Here is a 20,537-nt window from a genome sequence, read left to right on the forward strand (position 1 = left end):
TTTAGGAATTTTTCTGGTGCGTTTTCCGTTGCGCTTGCCGCAACTCCAGCGCTTTGGCGTATTTCATGAACGAGCCCATGGCTATTGTCACAGCGATTGCTGTACCCTCGGTGCCGTCGAGAAAGCCGCGCCGGAAGATATAGCTCTTGAGAAAGGCCGCTACAGCATGGATCAGCGGGGCGCTGGCCGAAATATGAGCACCCTGCGCCACCAGTTGTTGCGCGCTGAGGTCTGAATACTGATCCAGCTTGGCCAGCATGGATTTGTAATCGGGATAGGAGTAATGGTCGATGGGGGCATTCAAGGCCTGAACTGGCCCGTCTGTTACCCAGCGCTCGTGGACTTGGCTGGGGCTGAACCGGCCCTGTCGCCTATCTACCAGACGCATTACACGATCCCTGCCCCAGTCTCCATGGCGAATACGCTTGTCGTGCAGATAATTGTGTCGCGGCAGGATAAAGCCTGCGGGCAGCGTTGGGTTGACCAGGGCGCGCCTTATGGCGGGGATGGCTTCTGGAGCCAGCACTTCATCGGCGTCCAGGATCAGCACCCAGTCATGCTGCGCCTGCTCCACGGCGAATTGCTTCTGCAACCCGAAACCCGGCCATGGCCGGTGAAAAATGCGGGCGCCGAAACTTGCAGCGATATGCAGGGTTTCATCGGCACTCCCCGCATCCACGATTACCACGTCATCCGTTAGAGTGCGGATGCTTTCCAGGCTCTCCCGCAACAGCCGGTCGGCATTCAGGGTGATGTAGACCACGGACAGGTGGCCATCCCAATTACTCATGTTGGCCGCTCTCCATGTGTTGGGCTAAAGTCTCATGCAACGCCTTCCAGACCCGCTCCGGCGGCAAGGTTTGATAACAGGCTGGTTGCACCGGTGAGGCGCCGACATAGGTACACCGCCGGTTCAGGCAGGGCGCACAACTAAAATCCGCACAGAGGTGTATCTGCCCCTGCCCATAGGTGCCGGTGCGTTGTGGCGAAGTGGCGCCATACAGGGTCACTGATGGCACCGCAAGCGCCGCTGCTATGTGCGCCAGCCCGGTATCTACCCCCACCACGGCCCGCGCGCCTGCCAATACCCCGGCGAGCTGGTTCAGCCCCATCCGTGGCAAAACTTGTGTGCTGGGCGATGAATTGGCGATACGTTCAGCACGCAACCGTTCGGTGTCATTGCCCCAAGGCAAATAAACATCATAGCCTGCATCGCGGCACAGGCGCGCCAACGCCGTCCAATAACTCTCCGGCCAGTGTTTGGTAGGCCAGGTCGTGCCGTGCAGAAAGACCAGGTAGGGACGCTCCGCTGGTGCGGCGGTAAACTTGGACTTGTCAATGCCGTAGTCCCCGTCTTGCGTCGGAGGTGGATAACCGAGAGCCAGGGCAAAGAGACGGCGTATCCGTTCGACAGCGTGCAGATTCTTGGCAACTTCATAACGCCGTTGATATAACAGCGCCGCCACAGGTTCGCGTGCGGAGTCGCGGTCGAATCCACAACGAATACCGTGGCCCAGCCGCGTTATCAGGGCGCTCTTTATCAGGCCCTGTGCGTCGATGATGTAATCATAGGTGCGCTCACCCAGGGTCTTGCGGAATGCACGCCATTCATCGGAACCCAGGCTAAGCCACGGGTGCTTGCGCCAGCGCCGCAGCGCCACCGGGATTACTCTGTCCACAGCGGGGTGCCACGCGGGGATCTCGGCGAAGGCCTCTTCAACTACCCAGTCGAAACGTATCCCTGGCAAGGCACGCTGGGCATCTGTGAGCGCCGGCAGCGTATGCACCACGTCACCCAGGGAGGATGTTTTTACGATCAAGACATTCATGCCGTCATTGCGGTGATGGTTTGCAGCACTTGTGCGGGGCCGATTTCTCTCAGGCATTTTAAATGCCCTAACGGACACTCGCGTTGGAAGCAAGGGCTGCATTCCAGCCCTAAGCGCAAGATATGTGCTGTGCTGCTCAACGGTGGGGTAAAGCCGGGATCGGATGAGCCATAGATCGCGATCAGCTTGCGTCCCAGCGCCGCGGCCACGTGCATCAGGCCGGAGTCGTTGCTCACGACCAAGGTGGCCAGTGACAGCAAATCCACCGCTTCCGCCAATGTGGTGCGGCCTGCCAGGTCGATGCAGTCTGCACCTGTGCCATGTTTGATCGCGCCGGTGATAGAGGTGTCCTTTTCCGAGCCGAACAGCCAGACCTGCCAGCCGCGCGCTATCAGTGACTGCGCGACTTCGGCGTAATATTCCTGTGGCCAGCGCTTGGCTGCGCCAAACTCGGCGCCAGGGCAGAGGGCGAGAATCGGCCGTGTATCGATTTCGAGTTGCAAGCGCTGTACAGCTTGGGTTACCGATGATGGCGTCACGACTAGAGAAGGCAGAGGCAATGGTTCAGGCGATGTCCATGGATGGACAAGTGTCGCGGGAGGCAGGATGCCGGGCGCGACCAACGGTTGATCTGGTTCAATACCCAAGGCAACAAAACGCTGCACGGTCATCGGCAAGGCCGCTTTATCAAGGCGTCGGGCATCGTTGAGCAGTCCCCAGCGGGCTTCGCCCAGATAACCGGTGCGGCGAGGGATGCGGGCAAAAAACGGGATCAACGCGGACTTCCAGGAATTGGGCAGCACAATAGCCTGTTCATAGCCCACCGTTCGCAGGTCGCGTCCGAGCCGATACCTCTCACGCAGCTGCAACTGGCCATGCCCCAGCGGCATCACGATAGAGCGCCGCACCTCGGGCATGCGTGTTGTCAGGGCCTCGCTCCAGGCCGGCGCCAGGACATCGATGGGCGCTTCCGGGGAACGCTGCTTCAGTGTCTTGAATAAACTCTGCGCCATCACCATATCGCCCACCCAGGACGGGCCGACGACTAATATGGGTGACATTGTGCGTGCAGTGGGGGCATTGCCCCGTTAATCTTTGAGTGCATACTCCGCCCCGCAATACGGGCACTTTGCCTTGCCCGTAGCTTCAATAGGCAGGGATACACGTGGATGGGAGTTCCACAGGCTCATGCTGTCCATCGGGCAATGCAGGGGCAAGTCGGCGCGTGTTACCTCGTAGTGGTTCTGCGCGTTGGGTTCGATCTGCTTGGTCTGGCTGGAAGCGGCGGTATTGTGCTGTGACACTCGATTCTCCTTATTACATTACACCAATGTTAGCCATTCGGGATGGTCTTCCCGGCGCCCGTGCACCTGATCGAAATAGAGCGTCTGCAAACGCTCCGTGATGGGCCCGCGGCTGCCGCTGCCGATGGCGCGCCCGTCCACTTCGCGGATCGGTGTAACCTCGGCGGCGGTGCCGGTAAAGAACGCCTCGTCAGCAATATACACTTCATCACGGGTGATGCGTTTTTCATGCACCGGCAGGCCGATCTCGGCAGCCAGGGTAAATAGGGTGTCGCGGGTGATGCCGTCCAGCGCGGAGGTCAGTTCCGGCGTATAGAGGATACCGTCGCGTATGATGAAGACGTTTTCACTGCTGCCTTCAGATACATAACCTTCGGCGTCGAGTAGCAGGGCCTCGTCGCAACCGCATGACAGCGCCTCGCGCAGGGCCAGCATCGAGTTGATGTAGTTACCATTGGCCTTGGCCTTGCACATGGTGATGTTGACATGATGGCGTGTGAAAGACGATGTCTTCACGCGCAGGCCTTTCTCCATGTTTTCCGCGCCCAAGTAGGCGCCCCACGGCCAGGCCGCGATCATGACATGTACCTTCAGATTGTCGGCGCGCAGTCCCATGCCCTCGGCGCCATAAAAGCACATGGGGCGGATGTAGCACGAATCCAGGCCATTCTCATGCACTACGGCGCGGGTGGCCTCGTTCAGTGCGGTCTTGTCGTAGGGCATCGCCATGCCCATGATATGCGCGGAGCGGAACAGCCGGTTGGTATGGGCGTCAAGCCGGAAAATTGCCGCGCCCTGGCTGGTTTGATAGGCGCGTATGCCTTCGAACACCCCCATGCCATAGTGCAGGGTGTGCGTAAGCACATGCACCTTCGCCTCGCGCCAGGGGACCATTTTACCGTCCAGCCAGATCACGCCGTCACGGTCATCCATCGTCATTATGTAGGTGCTCCTCAATGCTACGTGATAACTTCAATCTTCCATCATCCTGCGCCAGATATCCTCAACACCGCTCCGGTACTCCCGAAACTCGCTATCGGCCACCACTGCGGGTTCGTCCTGCAAGGTGAGGCGGTGCATGGCGGTGCGGTAGGCGCGGTAGGCGTCGCTCAGCAGCCGCACATCCGCCTCCGGCATCAATCCGGCGTCAAGAAAGCCCTGTAACTGGCGGATATTATCGGTAAAACGCAGTAGCGCGGGGTAATCGCAGGCCCAAGCCAAAACCCCATATTGGACCATAAATTCGATGTCTGCGATACCACCTGGGTGCTGTTTGAGGTCGAAGCAACCGGGTTTGCGGCTGGCGAGTTCGCGGCGCATGCGTTCGCGCATCTCGCGTACCTCGCGGCGCAGCGTGGCGGCATCGCGGTGGCGCGACAGGATTTCGTGGCGCAAGGCAGTGAAACGCTCGTTAATCTCGCTATTCCCGGCCACTATCCGCGCTCGAACCATCGCCTGGTGTTCCCAGGTCCAGGCCTGGCTGCGTTGATAAGCAGTGTAAGCGTCCATATCGCTTACCAGAAGACCGGAGGCGCCGCTCGGGCGTAGCCGCGTATCCACCTCGTAGAGCACGCCCGCCGGTGTTTGGGTATTGAGGATGTGGATGATGCGCTGGCCGAGGCGGGCGAAGAACACCGCGTTGTCGATGACTTTGGGGCCGGTCGTGTATTGCTCTTCACCCGCGCTGTCGTGCAGGAACACCAGGTCCAGATCGGAACCGTAGCTCAGTTCGATGCCGCCCAGCTTGCCATAGCCGACGATGGCAAAGCCAGGCTCGCGGACTTGCCCATCATTTTTGCACTGAGGGCGGCCATGGCGCTCTGTGAGGTGGTGCCACGCGAGGGCCAACACCTGCTCCAGCATCACTTCGGCGATTTCGGTAAGATGGTCGCTCACCACCATCAGCGGCATCGCGCCAGCCACATCCGCTGCGGCCACGTGCAGCACGGCGGCCTGCTTGATTTGGCGCAACGCCTCCATCTGCTGCTCCAGATCACCGGGCGGGATGGCGTGCAGGCGCACACGCAGATCCTGCTCCAGCTCTGTCCGGCCCAGCGGTGTATAAAGGGTGCGTGGGTCAAGCAATTCATCAAGCAGTAGTGGATGGCGGGTTAGCAGGCTGGCAAGCCAGGGGCTCGCGGCGCATAGCTTGACCAATTGCGATAGCGCCAGCGGATTTTCCACCAGCAGTGCCAGATAGGCGGTGCGCCGGGCGACGGCCTCCAGCAGATTGGTCAGGCGCAGCAGCGTAACGGTGGGCTGAAGGGCCATGCTTACCGCGCCGAGCAGCAACGGCATCAGGCGATCCATACGCTCGCGGCCCTGGGCGCTCAGGGCGCGGTAGGTGTGGCCTTCGCGCAGGCGCGCGCATAGGCGCAGTGCCTCTTCAGTGTCGGTAAATCCCGTGGCCTGGAGCGCGGCGCGTGCCTGGGATTCATCCAAAGCACCGCGCCAGACGGCGGCAAGATCCGGCGCCCCGGTTTCGGTGCGTGTCTCGGCCGATTGAGGCGCGGCGAAGACTTGCTCGAAATGCTCATGAACCACGCGGGTATGCTTTTCAAGAGCACGCAAAAAAGCCGCCCAATCATCATGCCCCATCGAAGCCGCCAGGCGCAGGCGGTCAGCGTCGTCTGTTGGCAACGTGTGGGTCTGTTGATCGGCGAATTCCTGCAGTCGGTTTTCGGTGCGGCGCAAGAATACATAGGCTACAGTTAATGCATGCGTGACGTACTCTGGTAAATCACCGCGGCTGGCGAGCAGTTTCAGTACACGCAGAATCTGCCGCTCCTGCAGTTCCGGTTCGCGCCCACCGCGTATCAACTGGAAGGCCTGGCCAATGAATTCGATCTCGCGAATACCGCCCGAGCCGAGCTTGATGTTGCCGTGGAGTCCTTTGCGTTCGATCTCGCGGCGGATCATTTCCTTCATCTCCCGCAATGCCTCGAAGGTGCCGAAATCCAGGTAACGGCGATAGACAAACGGGCGCAGGCGCTGCATCAGGCGTTCCCCCGCCGCCACGTCACCGGCCACGGCGCGCGCCTTGATCATCGCATAACGTTCCCATTCACGCCCGTGGGTCTGGTAATACTCCTCCAGCGCGTCAAAACTCATGGCGAGCGGCCCACTCTCGCCATAAGGACGCAGGCGCATATCGACGCGGAATACGAACCCATCGGCGGTGAACTCGCCGATAGCGTTTATCAGACGTCGGCCAAGGCGAGTGAAATATTCCTGATTGCTCAGGGTGCGCGACCCATCGGTCTGGCCTTCTTCGGGATAGGCGAAAATGAGATCGATATCCGAAGAAAAATTCAGCTCCTGTCCGCCGAGCTTGCCCATACCCAAGACGACGAGTGCTTGCGGGCTGCCATCCTCTGCCAGCGGGTTGCCCCACTCTGTACGCTGCCAGTCATGCAGATGTTGCAAGGCAGCGTCCAGACAGGCTTCCGCCAGCCACGATTGTTCACGTAGCGTTTCCTCCAGCTCCGCCCAGCCCGCCAGATCACGGCAGGCAATACGCACCATCTCGCGCCGCCGCACGATGCGCAGCACAGCGCTGAGACGTTTTTCATCGTGAACGCCATCAAGGGCAGCCTGGAGCCTAAGCCGATATTCCTCTGGCGGGTAGGCCCTGAGCAGGTCGCCGCTGTCCAGAAGATCACCGAGCATTTGCGGATGGCGCACGCAGTTTTGCGCCACAAAGTCGCTGTAGGCCCAGGTCTCATGGATCTTCGGCAACAGTTCCGCATGGCTGGAGATACGAACGCCCACGCTTTTCGCAGCGTCCGCAAAAGCCTCCAGGTAGCCATCAATGCGTGCCTGCAATGCCGCAGGCAGGGTTTTAATGTTGTCCATCATCGTGTGTCTCGTTTTTTTCATGGGCCATGCAGGTCAGGGTGGCGTGAATTTTTTTGCCGTGCTTAAGCTGTCCCTCATCCACGCCGATAATACTTATTGAACTATAACCCAACAGGCCAGCAGAATGCTTTTGGAGAAGGACGTATGGAATTCAAAGATTACCTGAAAATCTTGGTCATGAAAGACGCTTCGGATCTTTATCTGACTACCGGCGCGCCGCCCAGTGCCAAAATCCAGGGCGTACTTACCCCTCTTGAACCTGAAACGATGCGCCCCAACGCGGTCAAGGAAATAGCGTACAGGGTGATGAATCAGGAACAGATCACGGCCTTCGAGCAAAAACCAGAAATGAATCTCGCCATCTCCGAACCGGGCGTGGGCCGTTTCCGCGTCAATATTTTCAAGCAGCGCAATCAAGTGGCGATGGTGATTCGCAATATCAAAGTCGATATTCCGGACATGGAAAAACTCAATTTGCCATTCATACTCACCAAAGTGATTATGCAAAAGCGCGGCTTGATTCTCTTTGTCGGCGGCACGGGCTCAGGTAAATCCACCTCGTTGGCATCATTGATTGATTATCGAAACGCCAACAGTGCAGGGCATATCGTCACCATCGAAGACCCCATCGAATTTGTTCATAAGCACAAGAAGTCCATCGTCAATCAGCGTGAAGTGGGTGTGGATACCGACAGCTTTGAAGATGCCCTGAAAAACACGCTACGTCAGGCTCCCGATGTTATTCTCATCGGCGAAATCCGCGAACGTGAAACGATGGAACACGCCATTGCCTTCGCCGAGACAGGCCACTTGGCTATTTCAACGCTGCATGCCAACAACGCCAATCAGGCGTTGGACCGTATCATCAACTTCTTCCCTGAGGAGCGGCGCCACCAATTGTTGATGGATTTGTCGCTCAACGTCCGCGCCATCATTTCACAACGCCTTATCCCCACGATAGATGGCAAGCGCACGGTCGCCATCGAAATCCTCCTCGGAACGCCGCTGATCTGCGATCTAATTCTCAAAGGCGAGATGCACAAGATCAAGGAGGTGATGACCAAATCCGAGAATGTCGGCATGCGAACCTTCGACGCCGCGCTATACCACCTTTACAAGGAAGGTCGCATCACACTCGAAGAAGCACTGCGCAATGCCGATTCGCAAAATAATCTGCGCCTGCGCATCAGTCTGGAAGAAAAAAATCCAGACAAGCACGACGAGAAAAGTGCATTGAGCCTGGAGAGCGAGGGAGAAGAGAAAGCTAAGAGCGGGGCTTCGACATCATCCGGTTTGGCGCTGAGTCTGGAGTAGATAGGTATGTAGATCAGGGTAGCGAAAGACACCCTGATCTACACTTCCGAAGGCGGTCGCCAGAGCTCCACGCCTCCTATTTCACAAGAATCGTCCTAAGATAAACCACTGCATCATTGATCTCCTGCGTGGATAATTGCTCTCCCCACACTGGCATCACCGGTGAACGGCCCATCGCTGCCCCGCCCATGGTGATGATCATCGTTTTGTATTCGTCGTTCTTGTCACTCCTGGTCAGATTGGCCGGAGGTGGATTGAATAAAACCGACGCCCGGCCCTTGCCGTCCCCTTTTACGCCGTGGCAAAGTACGCAATTGGTCTTGAAGACCACCTCGCCACGTCCGACGGCGTCCCTTGCTACACCCAGATAAGAGATCACGTCTCTTACTTGCTCATCCGACAGCTCTTCCTGCCAGGGCGGCATAAAGGGTGATTTACCAACGGCTGCCCCTCCTTTGCGGATAATGCTTTCATAGTATTCCGTAGGCATGGGTTTAATGGCAAGGGTGGCGACGTCATACAGTTTGGCGGCTTTTGCATCACCGTTCGCCGTTGCCCCATGACAAAGTACGCAATAAGATTTATAAACGATGCCGCCACGGATGACGGGTCTGGCATGCTCGCTTTTTACGTCTTCGGGAGCGTCAGTGGCCCACGCACCACTGACGCCCATGGCGAGCACCACCCCCGTCAACATCTGCCTGGTGACGCGCCTCATTATTCAACCTCGAGTTTCAATTGCATCTGCGGATGGATGGCGCACTCGATGTCTACTGTTCCCTTTTTGTCGAAGGTCACCGTGCGTGAATCACCCTTGGGGAAGGATCCAAGGTCGAATGTTTTAAGGTCTGATAGTGAAAATATATTATGGAAAAAAGGATCATAATTCTTGAAACGGATCGTATCTCCCGCCTTTACTTTCAGGTGATCGACCTTTTGACCATTGTTGACGAAGGATTTGTTCTGTTGCCCTAGCTCAATCTCTGCGGCCTGCGTTGCCGGCAACCAGGCAGCGAGCAGTAAAAAGCCAGTTTTTTTCATGTTGAATGTAAACATTTAATCAATCTCCTTTAATTCGGCAACTGAGGGACGGTCATGGCCATGTGTTTTCCAGTGAGACTCTTCAGGAAGGCCACCAGATCCGATTTTTCCTGATCCGTTAAATTAAGCGGCTTCAGGTTGGGGTCGGGGTTTTCCAGATTCTCTCCGCCGCGGTTGTAATGATCCACGACTTCTTCCAATGTTTTGTATACGCCACTGTGCATATAGGGCGCGGTGAGAGCAATGTCGCGCAGGGTGGGGGTCTTGAATGCGCCTTTCAGAACCTTAACTTTCTTGTGTGCGAACCTTCCTTCGTCTTCGGCATCACTGATCTTTTTCAGGCCAATATTATGAAAGCCGTTATCCACAAAATTAAATCCTTGATGACAAGCTGCGCAATTGGCCTTGCCTTCGAATAAAGTAAAGCCGCGTTTTACTGATTCGTTCACCGCCTTCTTGTCCCCTTTGCGCCATTTGTCAAAGGGAGATTCCGTCGATACCACGGTTCTTTCGAAGCTGGCGATGGCCTTGGAAATGGTTTGCTTGTTGATGCCTTCACCAGGATAGCTCCTTTCAAACAATTCCTTGTAACCGGGGATGGTGGACAACTCCTTGACCAAGTCATCCAAATTCTCGTTCATTTCATCTGGTGACACGATAGGGCCAGTCGCCTGTTCTTCCAGGCTTGGTGCTCGGCCGTCCCACATTTGGATCTTGTTGTAGACGGCGTTCAGGATCGTAGGGGTTGCTCTGTGGAGCGTTTTCATGCCAACACCAATCGCCGTAGGCAAACCATCCGACCAGCCGAGCGCCGGGTTATGGCATGTGGCGCAGCTTATCCAGTTGGACCCTGACAACCGGGGATCAAAAAACAGTATCTTGCCGAGTTCGGCACGGTCGGGGGTCAGCTGGTTGTCTGCCGGGGCGGGCGCGATGTCCGGACGCAGATAAGGATCCGCTTCCCCAGTCCCACCGAATGGAGAGTAAAAGATGGTTGATACGCCGAGAAGAGCCGCGACGACGGCCCCAATATGTTTCCTGCTTTTGGTATTGCTGTGTTTCACGGTGGCTTCCTCCTATGGAAGTTGTGTCTTACTAGATGACCTAAATTAACAATACTTCATAGCTATCTTGTGATGGAGCATGCCTCTGAATCACCCAGCCCCTGGTTACAGCTTGAACCTGTCAACCACGTTATTCAAGCCGTTCGCCGAGCCATTCAATGTATGTGCCAGGTTGTTCAATATATCGGTTTGATCGTTGGTTTCCCTGCTTAATTCCAGTAGGCCGTTGATAGAAGAATTGATGCCATTGAGTGCTTTTTCCTGTTCACTGATCAGATCCACCACTTCGATCATGGTATTGCTCATTAGGCTGGTGTGTGTGCTGCTAGTGGCTGTTTCATCTGCGACGTTTCGCAATCTCGTGATGTTTCTGCGGGCCTCTGCAACGGAAGTTTCCAATAATCCGACAGTGAGCTTTACGCTAGTGGAAATGGTGTCCACCGATGTGGAAATGTCTCCAGTGGCGTCCTCTGTTCTTCTGGCCAGCGCCCGCACCTCATCGGCCACCACTGCAAATCCGCGCCCTTGCTCCCCGGCGCGCGCCGCCTCGATGGCGGCATTCAGTGCCAGCAGGTTAGTTTGAGCCGAAATGTCGCGGATGGTTTTGGTGATGGCAGTAATGGTTTCTGCCGCTTTAGCAAGTTCGCGCGTGCCTGATGCGGTATTTTCCATGTTCCCCTGGAAACGCTCAAAGCTAATGACAGCATCCCTGATTTCGGCGGCGTTTTTCTGTGCGTTTCCTGAGGTTTGTTGTGCCTTATCGGCGGCCTGCTCCAGTTGGGTTACAGCCTGGCTGGTTTTGTCCAGTGCAATGGTGACATCATCCTTGATGTTTCTGACGTTGCCATGCAATGTTGTCGAGACCCCGCGGATTTTATCCGCCGTTTGACTGACATCCTGGGCCTTGATGGTTAATTGGCTTGCTCCCTGATGAATCCCTTCAATAATGTCATGTAAATTGATCACGGTTCGGGACATGGCATTGATAGTCCTGCCGATTTCATCCGAACCTGCGTTAGTGAGTTTTATGCTTAAGTCGCCTGTTGCAAGAGCTGCCATGGAGCTTTCCAGGGCTGACAGGGGTTTCGTGACCATATGGGCAGCAAAAAAGCTGACTATCATGCCAATGACAATGCCAAGCCCGACAAGAATCCCCAGCATGACAATAACGCGCTTCCCAGCTGTCATCTGCTCCGCCATGCGGTTAGTTAAGGCCGTGCGCTCTTCTGCTACGAGATTGCCCGATAGTTCCTCGACACGATTCATGGAGCCGAGCATTTCCTTGCTCTTTCCCATCGCCAGCACGTCGTCGTTTGCGCGTGCGGCCTTGATCACCTCCATAGATACAGGCTTCATTTCCATCAACAGTTTGATAAGTTCTTCAACCTCCGGTCGGCCTTTCAGGGTGGCTCCCAGGTTTTGAATGTTTTCGTCAAGCAGCGCCGCGCCCTTGATGGCTGAAATGGCTGCCTTGCGGATATCCACTGGCTCCTGCGCTGCGATGATCTGCGCCTGAGCCCTGGCCATCGACAGAATGGCTACCTGGGCATTCGTGGCAGCCTCTACGCGTTTCTGTGATTCGCTGAGCGCGGCCTGGATGGTATGGTTTTGATGGTAGATGGTGTAACCGCCGAACAGACCAACCCCGGCAATGCCCAGAACAAACAGGCCCGAAAGCCCCAAAATCTTTTTCCGCCAACTGATGTTGGCCAGCCATTCTTCAAGCATTATCCATCTCCTAAACATGCCGTGCCCGCATAAAAAGCAGAGCACGAAGTGATTAACGGCGATACTTGGGTAAGACTTTAGGCTGTTCGGCAAAAAACCCCGCCGTACACGGGGTTGATTTGCACGGACTGCAACCAGGGCTTACGTCACGCCCATGTCGCCCCTTCTCTTCCTGAAATACAAGTGAGCGTCGCTTTAATCAAGAATGTGGAGTAGGGGGGGCGAGTTCTTATGGTTAAGGTGATTATCCTGATATCCGCGCGTGTTTTTTAATCGACACTCTAGTCCGGGCTGGAAGGTGCCAGGAATGTGGACTTGGCTGGCGCGCATGCTCATAATCAACGGCATGTCATTGGAGATTGTATCTTTGGTGAGTGTGACGTGGGGGCACGCCGCCGCTGTATCTCCGATTTCACAGGCGATAATGAGGTCTGCCGCCATTCTTTCCTTGCAAAGCCATCACGTCGTGAACAGGTCAGAAAAGAATGGATGATAAGCAACAAAATGCACGGCAGTCGGCATCCTATGGGCTGGTGGCTCTGGCGTATGTGATTTACGGGCTGCACGCGTTTAGCGCGATCGGGGGGGTGTTGAGTCCGGCATTTGTGGTCACGGCATTTATTGCCGGATGGCCATCCATCATCGCTGTGATCATCAATTATGTGAAGCGCGATCAAACGCGCGGCACCTATCTCGAATCTCACTTTCGCTGGCAGATTCGGACCTTTTGGTTCGCCTTGCTGTGGGTAATTATCGCAATGCTGTTCGCGGTGACCTTCGTGGGCATTCCTATCGCCATCGTTGTTGTCTGGGTTGCCGGTATGTGGGTACTCTATCGCATCGCGCGCGGTTTGCTCAGGCTCCTCGACGATAAACCCATGCCGCTGTGAGTGCAGAACTCATCGCCATCGCTTGGGGCGCTACCCTTGCTATGCATGCACAGTGAGTCTATCCAGGAGGTGGCGCGAGGTAAAGGGCGTTGCTTGGCATGGTTGCCAGGCGAAATCTTTGCAGTCAGGCCCCCTTTTTTTGCCACTCAGTCGCTCCCGGCCAAAGGTTCATGCACATCTCCACCGGCTTTGGCGATACGTGCGTGAGATAGGGTCGCCGGAATTTCCTTGAAGGCCGGCGTGCGCGTATGCCTTGATCTCAAGCCGGCAGGCACCAGAGGCTGGGCTTCGGGGAGATAGGCGGCGACGCAGCCCGGCGGAATGTCGTAGGCGACGGCGCGAAAGCCATGCACCGAACGTTCGATGCCGTCATCGGCGCAGGTATGGATGTCGATCCAGTCGCCATCCTTGAAGCCCAGACGTGCCAGTCGGCGGTGTTGACGAAGATCACATGGCGCCCATCGAACACGCCGCGATAGCGGTCGTCGAGGCCATACACGGTGGTGTTGAACTGGTCATGCGAACGAATGGTCATCAGGGCCAGCACGCGGTCGGGTTTGGCCTCACGCGCCTGCGCGCGCTCGACTGGGCCGTCGAGGCGAATCGGATGCACCTTGAGCTCCGCCTTGCTGCTGGCCGTTTCCCAGACGCGGCTGGCGGCAGCGTTGGCCAGGTGGACACCGCCCGGCTGGTCGATCTTGCGGTTGTGCTGGTCGAAGCCTTCGAAGACATTCTTTTGACATGACTCGATCTTCTCGCGGATCAGGCTATAGTCGTCGGCCAGGGTCGGCCAGTCGATCGCCGCAGAGCCGCACAGGGCATGGCCGATGCCGGCGACGATCGCCGGTTCGCTCAGCATCAGCTGCGAGCGTGATGGCTGGATGCCGCGCGAGCTGTGTACCACACTCATCGAGTCCTCAGTCGAGATGAACTGCGCGTGGCCGCCGCGAGTGTCGATGTCGGTACGCGCGAGACAGGGCAACACCAGGCCGACCGCGCCGGGATAACAATGGCCGCGATTGAACTTGGTGACGATGTGCACGGTGAGCCGGGTCTCGGCGAGCGCCGCGCAGACACGCGGAGAATCGGGCACGGCGACGGCGAAATTGCCGCCGAGACTCAAGAAGGCTTCGATGGAGTGGTCGAGCAGGCCGTCCACCACGCCGGCCGCATCGTGGCCGACCGCCCGGCTGAGCTTGATCCCCGGGAAGGCAGCTTCCAGATTATCGAGCCAGGTGTCGGTGACCTTGAATGTGCAGCCCATGGTGCGCTCGCCCTGGACATTCGAATGGCCGCGCACGGGCACCGCGCCGGCGCCTGGCTTGCCGATGTTACCCCTGAGCAGCAGTAAATCGACGATAGTCTGGATCGTGGCGACGGAATCTTCGTGATGGGTAATGCCCATGCACCATGTCGCCATCGTGGCGTTTGAGCGGGCATAAAGCTCGGCGATTTCGTCGATCTGCTGCCGGGGCAGGCCGGACTTCGCGACGATACGTTCCCATGGTTCGTTCAGTAGATCGTCGCGCAACGCAGCGAAGCCCGTGCAATGCGCGTCGATGAAAGCCATATCGAGCACGTCTTGCCCGGCCGCCTGCATCTCGACAAGACGCTTCATCACGCCTTTCATGACGGCCAGATCGCCCCGATCTTCACTCGATAGACAGCCTTGGCGACGGCATGTCACTTGCCGAGCGCCATGCGCACGACGTCCTTTGGATCGGCGAAATTCGTGAAGCCACGCTCAGCAAGCGGATTGATGGCGATGATCGTCGCACCACGCCGCGCGGCGGCATCGAGCGCGCCCATCATGCGCGGATGGTTGCTGGCCGGATTCTGGCCGATGACCATGATCAGTTCGGCCTTCTCGAAGTCGTCGAGCGAGCAGGTGCCTTTACCGACGCCGATGGACTCCTTCATCGCGAAGCCGGATGGCTCGTGACACAGATTGGAAGAATCGGGCAGATTTGCCGATCCGTAGGCGCGCGCCACCAACTGCCAGAGAAAGGCCGCCTCGTTGCTGCTGCGCCCCGAGGCATAGAATGCCGCGCGCTCCGGGGCAATCTCCCCCTGTGTCAGGCTAGTTGTCGCCTCAGAAGTGTCCGGTAATTTAATTGAATAGATTCAATTGGTTATTGTCTTTCTGCATGCTCATTTGCGTCTCCGCATTTTTAAGTAATTGATCGAGTGGCGTTTTCTCGAAAAGAGTCAGGCTCAAAATCTGTAGGATTGTGTAAAGCGAAGCCTCGGTATTGAGCCGCTTTTTCACGATGGCGACCACGACGTAAACCGCGATGGCGATCCATATTTGCGTCTTGACTGCATTCTCGGTGGTGCCATAGAACCGCTTGATTCGAAGATGCTGTTTGATCCACTTGAAGAATAGCTCGACCTGCCAGCGGCAACGATAAAGCTGAGCGATGGTCAGCGCAGGCAGGTCGAAGTTGTTGGTCAGAAAGACCAGAAACCTGTCGTGTTCGGCATCGTAGAACTTGATGCGTCGCAGGTGCTGCGGGTAATCCTTGCTGGCCTTGCGAGCAGTCAATGCAATGGTCTGGTCGCAGCGCAGTCCAGTGGACTTGTCCACGGTGCGAGAGTAGACGCGACGAAAGAGCAGATTGGATTTGCCACGGATGACAAAGAACGCCTGTGCTTGATGCAGGGTGAACCAGCGAGCGAAGTCGGTGAAGCCACGATCCATGATGTAAAAGCTGCCGGCTTCGGGTATCAGGATATCGAGCACATTGACCTCGTGCATCTTGCCATCGCTGATGTGGATGAAGGTTGGAATGTTGCCGCGCAGGTCGAGCAGCGTATGCATCTTGACGGCAGCTTTGGTGGAGCGGAAGCGTGCCCACGGAAAGACGCTCAAGCACAGGTCGATGGTCGTGGTATCGAGTGCGTAGACCGTCTGTTCCAGTTCGACCGCAAAGCTGTCGCTGGCGTAAAGCTTTCTGGCGGTCTGGATTAAGCTCATCGCGAAATCCGCGTAGATGCGACAGTCGCGTTGCTCGTTGGCATCGGCCAGCGTGCTCTTGGCGATGTTGCCTCGTATGCCCAAGTGATAGAGCTTGGCTTGGTGGGCGCGCAGACAGGTTTCGATGTCGCGAAGGCTTTCGCGGTAAGTCAGCTGCGCGAACGCCATGCAGAGAAATTGATCGAGATGCGAAAAAGTCTTGGTGGGATATTTGGAAGGGTAGCGCTGCACGCAGCGACGGAATGTGTGAAGGGGCAAATGCTCCATGAGTTGTGCGAACACCAACTGGCCTGAATACATGACGGAAACTCCTGGGGGGAAAGCCCCAGTTTCCCAAAAAATTCACGTTCAAGTCGGTGACACCCCTAAACACACACTTTCCTATTCAACATCATCATGTTATATAGCCGTCTTTGCGAAATTGCCGGACACTTCTGTTGTCGCCTCTAAATTTTAATTTTCTAAAATAGAGGCAACGATGAAAATAACGTATTCTGGGGCATTTATAGAACAAGCGCTGGTCAAGGTATTTTCTCGTGGAGATCGGACAATCCGGTCGGTGGCGGAAGACCTGAACGTTAGTTTCCATACGTTAAAGAATTGGATGAAAAGGAAATCGATGGGCAAGCTCAGTATATCGGTGACAAAAGAGAAACGGCCCCAGGACTGGAGCGCGGAGGAGCAGCTGGTGGCATTGCATGAAACCCATGGCTTGTCAGGCGAGACCTTGCATGCGTGGTGTCGTGAAAAAGGTTTATTTGCCCATCATCTGGCAAGCTGGAAAACGGCTTTTTGTACCGAGGTGAAAGCGGTGCAAGGCATCCGTGAATTTCGGACATTGAAAGATGAAAATGAGAAACTCAAGCGTGAGTTAGTGCGCAAAGAGAAGGCATTGGCGGAGGCGGCAGCCTTGCTGATCCTGCAAAAAAAGTTCCGCGCGCTCTGGGAGGACGAGGTCAAATGACCTCCCTCGCAGAGCGCGGCCAAGTCATGACACTGGTGGCGGAAGCAATCGCTGCGGGTGCGCACCAGGATCGCGCCTGTGCGGCGATCTCTCTCAGCGAACGCACTTTGCAACGCTGGCAGCTCGACCCATTACGCGGCGATCAGCGACCCATGCGGTTGCAGGCACCCAAAAACAAGCTCAGTGTGCCGGAACGCGAGCGCCTGCTGGCAGTCGTGAATTCAGACGAATTTGGGGATCTTCCGCCAGGTCAAATCGTTCCTCGGCTGGCCGACCGTGGGCAATATATCGCTTCTGAGTCAACCATTTACCGCGCTCTGAGAGAAGCACATCAGCTCAGGCATCGTGGCGCAGAACGACCCGCGCAACAGCGCCACAAGCCGCGTGCGCTCTGTGCAACGGCGCCCAATGCGTTATTTAGCTGGGACATCACTTATCTGCCAACGCAGGTGAAGGGAATCTATTTTTACCTGTATTTGTTCATGGATATTTTTAGCCGAAAAATCGTTGGCTGGCAGATCTATGATGCAGAAAGTAGTGACCTGGCAAGCGAAGTTATGCGCGATATTTGCAAGCGGGAAAACATCGCACTGAATCAGGTGGTGTTGCATTCTGACAATGGCAGCCCGATGAAAGGCGCCACGATGCTGGCCACCCTGCAAGCGCTGGGCGTGATGCCATCGTTCAGTCGCCCGGCGGTCAGCAATGACAATCCTTTTTCGGAGTCGCTATTCAAGACGTTGAAATACCGGCCAGTCTATCCCTTCCGACCGTTTGAAAGTCTCATTGCCGCCAGGCAGTGGGTCAGCACATTTGTTCATTGGTACAACCATGAACATCGTCACAGTGCCATCAGATTCGTTACCCCCGCAGAGCGCCATGCGGGCCTGGACACCGCGTTGCTACAGAAGCGCGTCGACGTCTATGAAGCAGCGAAGAAAAGGCATCCAGAGCGTTGGAGTGGCGTTACTCGAAACTGGCGGCCAGTCCGCGTAGTTCACTTGAATCCCGATCAACAAGTCGCCGAAAAAACCGATCCAAAGGAGGAAAATTTAGAACTCAAAAAGGCAGCATAAATTCAAGCATTCAGGCGACAACTAGCTTGTTGAAGCGCATTGCCGGACTCTACGCCATCGAAGATCAGGGCAAGACCCTGGACATCGAGGATCGTCATGCATTACGCCAGCAACACGCCAAGCCGAAGCTGGATGAATTCCATGCCTGGCTCCAGCACACACGGCTCACCACCGCCACGGGTAGCGGCACCGCCAAGGCCATCGACTACAGCCTCAAACGCTGGGAGGCAATCAAGCGCTACCTCGAGGATGGTCGTTACCCCATTGACAACAACCCGGTGGAAAACACCATCCGTCCTATTGCCCTTGGTAAAAAAAATTGGCTGTTCACCGGAAGTGAGCGCGCTGGCCGCCGCGCCGCCGCCCTCCAGCCTGCTCGCCATGCTGGCGAAGAACCCCTGAACGGCATCGAGCCAGTTGCCTGGCTGAAGGATACGCTGGAGAAACTGCCAACCTGGCCTAACAGCCGCATTGATGAGCTGTTGCCATTGCGGTCTGTGCAGGCATCAGGCTGAACTGTACAGGTGGAGCGGCTGGACGCTTACCCTGCAGGTACGCCTTCACCGCGTGGAAATACTGGACGGCACGCTCGATGCCGCTGGTCACCACCATGGCCCTGGCCTGCCCGCCGATCTTGCCGGCCGCCGCGAGCACCTGCCCCCTGTGTCAGGCTAGTTGTCGCCTCTAAATTTTAATTTTCTAAAATAGAGGCGACGATGAAAATAACGTATTCTGAGGCATTTATAGAACAAGCACTGGTCAAGGTATTTTTCCTCGTGGGAGATCGGACAGTCCGGTCGGTGGCGGAAGACCTGAGCGTTAGTTTCCATACTTAAAGAATACGTTATTTTCATCGTCGCCTCTAAATTTTAATTTTCTAAAATAGAGGCGACGATGAAAATAACGTATTCTGAGGCATTTATAGAACAAGCATTGGTCAAGGTATTTTCTCGTGGAGATCGGACAGTCCGGTCGGTGGCTGAATACCTGAGCGTTAGTTTCCATACTTTAAAGAATTGGATGATAAGGAAATCGATGGGCAAGCTCAGTGTATCGGTGACAAAAGAGAAAACGGCCCCAGGACTGGAGCGCGGAGGAGCAGCTGGTGGCATTGCATGAAACCCATGGCTTGTCAGGCGAGACCTTGCATGCGTGGTGTCGTGAAAAAGGTTTATTTGCCCATCATCTGGCAAGCTGGAAAACGGCTTTTTGTAACGAGGTGAAAGCGGTGCAAGGCATCCGTGAATTTCGGACATTGAAAGATGAAAATGAGAAACTCAAGCGTGAGTTAGTGCGCAAAGAGAAGGCATTGGCGGAGGCGGCAGCCTTGCTGATCCTGCAAAAAAAGTTCCGCGCGCTCTGGGAGGACGAGGTCAAATGACCTCCCTCGCAGAGCGCGGCCAAGTCATGACACTGGTGGCGGAAGCACCGCTGCGGGTGCGCACCAGGATCGCGCCTGTGCGGCGATCTCTCGAGCGAACGCACTTTGCAACGCTGGCAGCTCGACCCATTACGCGGCGATCAGCGACCCATGCGGTTGCAGGCACCCAAAAACAAGCTCAGTGTGCCGGAACGCGAGCGCCTGCTGGCAGTCGTGAATTCAGACGAATTTGGGGATCTTCCGCCAGGTCAAATCGTTCCTCGGCTGGCCGACCGTGGGCAATATATCGCTTCTGAGTCAACCATTTACCGCGCTCTGAGAGAAGCACATCAGCTCAGGCATCGTGGCGCAGAACGACCCGCGCAACAGCGCCACAAGCCGCGTGCGCTCTGTGCAACGGCGCCCAATGCGTTATTTAGCTGGGACATCACTTATCTGCCAACGCAGGTGAAGGGAATCTATTTTTACCTGTATTTGTTCATGGATATTTTTAGCCGAAAAATCGTTGGCTGGCAGATCTATGATGCAGAAAGTAGTGACCTGGCAAGCGAAGTTATGCGCGATATTTGCAAGCGGGAAAACATCGCACTGAATCAGGTGGTGTTGCATTCTGACAATGGCAGCCCGATGAAAGGCGCCACGATGCTGGCCACCCTGCAAGCGCTGGGCGTGATGCCATCGTTCAGTCGCCCGGCGGTCAGCAATGACAATCCTTTTTCGGAGTCGCTATTCAAGACGTTGAAATACCGGCCAGTCTATCCCTTCCGACCGTTTGAAAGTCTCATTTCCGCCAGGCAGTGGGTCAGCACATTTGTTCATTGGTACAACCATGAACATCGTCACAGTGCCATCAGATTCGTGACCCCCGCAGAGCGCCATGCGGGCCTGGACACCGCGTTGCTACAGAAGCGCGTCGACGTCTATGAAGCAGCGAAGAAAAGGCATCCAGAGCGTTGGAGTGGCGTTACTCGAAACTGGCGGCCAGTCCGCGTAGTTCACTTGAATCCCGATCAACAAGTCGCCGAAAAAACCGATCCAAAGGAGGAAAATTTAGAACTCAAAAAGGCAGCATAAATTCAAGCATTCAGGCGACAACTAGCTTGACAACTAC

19 protein-coding genes and 1 pseudogene are annotated in these 20,537 nt (G+C 56.1%); 7 read left to right on the plus strand and 13 right to left on the minus strand.

Annotated features, from left to right (window positions below):
• Position 1: 1 nt before the first annotated feature.
• The 6 genes from M3A44_15825 to glnE are packed head-to-tail and all read right to left on the minus strand — an operon-like array spanning position 2 to position 6,991.
• Entirely contained in the window at positions 2-790 is a 789-nt protein-coding gene (locus tag M3A44_15825; GenBank protein MEQ6343068.1) for a glycosyltransferase family 2 protein, read from the minus strand.
• On the minus strand, positions 783-1,829 hold the full coding sequence (gene waaC, locus M3A44_15830; GenBank protein MEQ6343069.1) for a lipopolysaccharide heptosyltransferase I: 1,047 nt from the start codon (positions 1,827-1,829) through the stop codon (positions 783-785). Before waaC ends, M3A44_15825 begins: the two co-directional genes overlap by 8 nt.
• Positions 1,826-2,890: a lipopolysaccharide heptosyltransferase II gene (waaF, locus tag M3A44_15835; GenBank protein ID MEQ6343070.1), complete on the minus strand. Its 1,065-nt coding sequence runs from the start codon at positions 2,888-2,890 to the stop codon at positions 1,826-1,828. The genes waaC and waaF overlap by 4 nt, the downstream gene beginning before the upstream one ends.
• 27 nt (positions 2,891-2,917) lie before the next feature.
• Entirely contained in the window at positions 2,918-3,091 is a 174-nt protein-coding gene (locus tag M3A44_15840) for a zinc-finger domain-containing protein (GenBank protein MEQ6343071.1), read from the minus strand.
• A gap of 60 nt (positions 3,092-3,151) precedes the next feature.
• A complete protein-coding gene (locus M3A44_15845; GenBank protein ID MEQ6343072.1) occupies positions 3,152-4,075 on the minus strand; it encodes a branched-chain amino acid transaminase in 924 nt (307 codons plus the stop codon).
• Between the two features lie 30 nt (positions 4,076-4,105).
• Positions 4,106-6,991 carry a bifunctional [glutamate--ammonia ligase]-adenylyl-L-tyrosine phosphorylase/[glutamate--ammonia-ligase] adenylyltransferase gene (gene glnE / locus M3A44_15850; GenBank protein MEQ6343073.1) on the minus strand — a complete coding sequence of 962 codons (2,886 nt, stop codon included), beginning with the start codon at positions 6,989-6,991 and terminating at the stop codon, positions 4,106-4,108.
• A 144-nt stretch (positions 6,992-7,135) separates the two neighbouring features.
• On the opposite strand from glnE, the gene M3A44_15855 reads away from it, so the two are divergent.
• Positions 7,136-8,305, plus strand: a complete 1,170-nt coding sequence (locus M3A44_15855) for a PilT/PilU family type 4a pilus ATPase (protein ID MEQ6343074.1) — start codon at positions 7,136-7,138, stop codon at positions 8,303-8,305.
• Positions 8,306-8,381: 76 nt separating this feature from the next.
• Here M3A44_15855 and M3A44_15860 read toward each other — a convergent pair whose 3' ends face one another.
• The 4 genes from M3A44_15860 to M3A44_15875 form a co-directional block, all read right to left on the minus strand.
• Positions 8,382-9,023 (minus strand): c-type cytochrome, encoded by a 642-nt coding sequence (locus M3A44_15860; GenBank protein MEQ6343075.1) that lies wholly within the window; start codon positions 9,021-9,023, stop codon positions 8,382-8,384.
• A complete protein-coding gene (locus tag M3A44_15865) occupies positions 9,023-9,346 on the minus strand; it encodes a methylamine utilization protein (GenBank protein ID MEQ6343076.1) in 324 nt (107 codons plus the stop codon). Before M3A44_15865 ends, M3A44_15860 begins: the two co-directional genes overlap by 1 nt.
• Positions 9,347-9,375: 29 nt before the next feature.
• Positions 9,376-10,293: a c-type cytochrome gene (locus M3A44_15870; protein MEQ6343077.1), complete on the minus strand. Its 918-nt coding sequence runs from the start codon at positions 10,291-10,293 to the stop codon at positions 9,376-9,378.
• Between the two features lie 222 nt (positions 10,294-10,515).
• Positions 10,516-12,138: a methyl-accepting chemotaxis protein gene (locus M3A44_15875; protein MEQ6343078.1), complete on the minus strand. Its 1,623-nt coding sequence runs from the start codon at positions 12,136-12,138 to the stop codon at positions 10,516-10,518.
• 485 nt (positions 12,139-12,623) lie between these two features.
• Between M3A44_15875 and M3A44_15880 the strand changes: the two genes are divergently transcribed.
• Positions 12,624-13,028, plus strand: coding sequence for a hypothetical protein (locus M3A44_15880; protein MEQ6343079.1), 405 nt, complete (start codon positions 12,624-12,626; stop codon positions 13,026-13,028).
• Positions 13,029-13,287: 259 nt separating this feature from the next.
• Here M3A44_15880 and M3A44_15885 read toward each other — a convergent pair whose 3' ends face one another.
• The 3 genes from M3A44_15885 to M3A44_15895 are packed head-to-tail and all read right to left on the minus strand — an operon-like array spanning position 13,288 to position 16,305.
• The gene (locus M3A44_15885) at positions 13,288-14,658 is read right to left on the minus strand and encodes a molybdopterin-dependent oxidoreductase (GenBank protein MEQ6343080.1); all 1,371 of its coding nucleotides are present in this window, start codon (positions 14,656-14,658) and stop codon (positions 13,288-13,290) included.
• Between the two features lie 53 nt (positions 14,659-14,711).
• Entirely contained in the window at positions 14,712-15,092 is a 381-nt protein-coding gene (locus M3A44_15890; GenBank protein ID MEQ6343081.1) for a molybdopterin-dependent oxidoreductase, read from the minus strand.
• Between the two features lie 46 nt (positions 15,093-15,138).
• On the minus strand, positions 15,139-16,305 hold the full coding sequence (locus M3A44_15895) for an IS4 family transposase (protein ID MEQ6343082.1): 1,167 nt from the start codon (positions 16,303-16,305) through the stop codon (positions 15,139-15,141).
• Positions 16,306-16,483: 178 nt separating this feature from the next.
• Here M3A44_15895 and M3A44_15900 point away from each other — a divergent pair.
• The 5 genes and pseudogenes from M3A44_15900 (at position 16,484) to M3A44_15920 (ending at position 20,500) form a co-directional block, all read left to right on the plus strand.
• Positions 16,484-18,045 (plus strand): IS3 family transposase gene (locus tag M3A44_15900; GenBank protein ID MEQ6343083.1). Its coding sequence is split into 2 segments (ribosomal slippage): positions 16,484-16,937 and positions 16,937-18,045, totalling 1,563 coding nucleotides; the frame shifts between segments, so codons are not numbered across the junction.
• A 29-nt stretch (positions 18,046-18,074) separates the two neighbouring features.
• Positions 18,075-18,560, plus strand: a pseudogene (locus tag M3A44_15905) (transposase).
• A 379-nt stretch (positions 18,561-18,939) separates the two neighbouring features.
• On the plus strand, positions 18,940-19,164 hold the full coding sequence (locus M3A44_15910; protein MEQ6343084.1) for a transposase: 225 nt from the start codon (positions 18,940-18,942) through the stop codon (positions 19,162-19,164).
• On the plus strand, positions 19,151-19,426 hold the full coding sequence (locus tag M3A44_15915) for a transposase (protein ID MEQ6343085.1): 276 nt from the start codon (positions 19,151-19,153) through the stop codon (positions 19,424-19,426). The genes M3A44_15910 and M3A44_15915 overlap by 14 nt, the downstream gene beginning before the upstream one ends.
• Before the next feature lie 105 nt (positions 19,427-19,531).
• Entirely contained in the window at positions 19,532-20,500 is a 969-nt protein-coding gene (locus M3A44_15920; protein MEQ6343086.1) for an IS3 family transposase, read from the plus strand.
• The last annotated feature ends 37 nt before the right edge of the window (positions 20,501-20,537 follow it).

It is taken from the genome of Gammaproteobacteria bacterium (assembly GCA_040183005.1).
Classification (GTDB): domain Bacteria; phylum Pseudomonadota; class Gammaproteobacteria.

What these genes read in the sequence shown, in the direction of transcription:
- M3A44_15825 (MEQ6343068.1), bottom strand. Translation starts at nt 790, where the DNA reads ATGAGTAATTGGGATGGCCACCTGTCCGTGGTCTACATCACCCTGAAT.
- waaC (MEQ6343069.1), bottom strand. Translation starts at nt 1,829, where the DNA reads ATGAATGTCTTGATCGTAAAAACATCCTCCCTGGGTGACGTGGTGCAT.
- waaF (MEQ6343070.1), bottom strand. Translation starts at nt 2,890, where the DNA reads ATGTCACCCATATTAGTCGTCGGCCCGTCCTGGGTGGGCGATATGGTG.
- glnE (MEQ6343073.1), bottom strand. Translation starts at nt 6,991, where the DNA reads ATGATGGACAACATTAAAACCCTGCCTGCGGCATTGCAGGCACGCATT.
- M3A44_15855 (MEQ6343074.1), top strand. Translation starts at nt 7,136, where the DNA reads ATGGAATTCAAAGATTACCTGAAAATCTTGGTCATGAAAGACGCTTCG.
- M3A44_15860 (MEQ6343075.1), bottom strand. Translation starts at nt 9,023, where the DNA reads ATGAGGCGCGTCACCAGGCAGATGTTGACGGGGGTGGTGCTCGCCATG.
- M3A44_15865 (MEQ6343076.1), bottom strand. Translation starts at nt 9,346, where the DNA reads ATGAAAAAAACTGGCTTTTTACTGCTCGCTGCCTGGTTGCCGGCAACG.
- M3A44_15875 (MEQ6343078.1), bottom strand. Translation starts at nt 12,138, where the DNA reads ATGCTTGAAGAATGGCTGGCCAACATCAGTTGGCGGAAAAAGATTTTG.
- M3A44_15880 (MEQ6343079.1), top strand. Translation starts at nt 12,624, where the DNA reads ATGGATGATAAGCAACAAAATGCACGGCAGTCGGCATCCTATGGGCTG.
- M3A44_15885 (MEQ6343080.1), bottom strand. Translation starts at nt 14,658, where the DNA reads ATGAAAGGCGTGATGAAGCGTCTTGTCGAGATGCAGGCGGCCGGGCAA.
- M3A44_15895 (MEQ6343082.1), bottom strand. Translation starts at nt 16,305, where the DNA reads ATGTATTCAGGCCAGTTGGTGTTCGCACAACTCATGGAGCATTTGCCC.
- M3A44_15910 (MEQ6343084.1), top strand. Translation starts at nt 18,940, where the DNA reads ATGAAAATAACGTATTCTGAGGCATTTATAGAACAAGCATTGGTCAAG.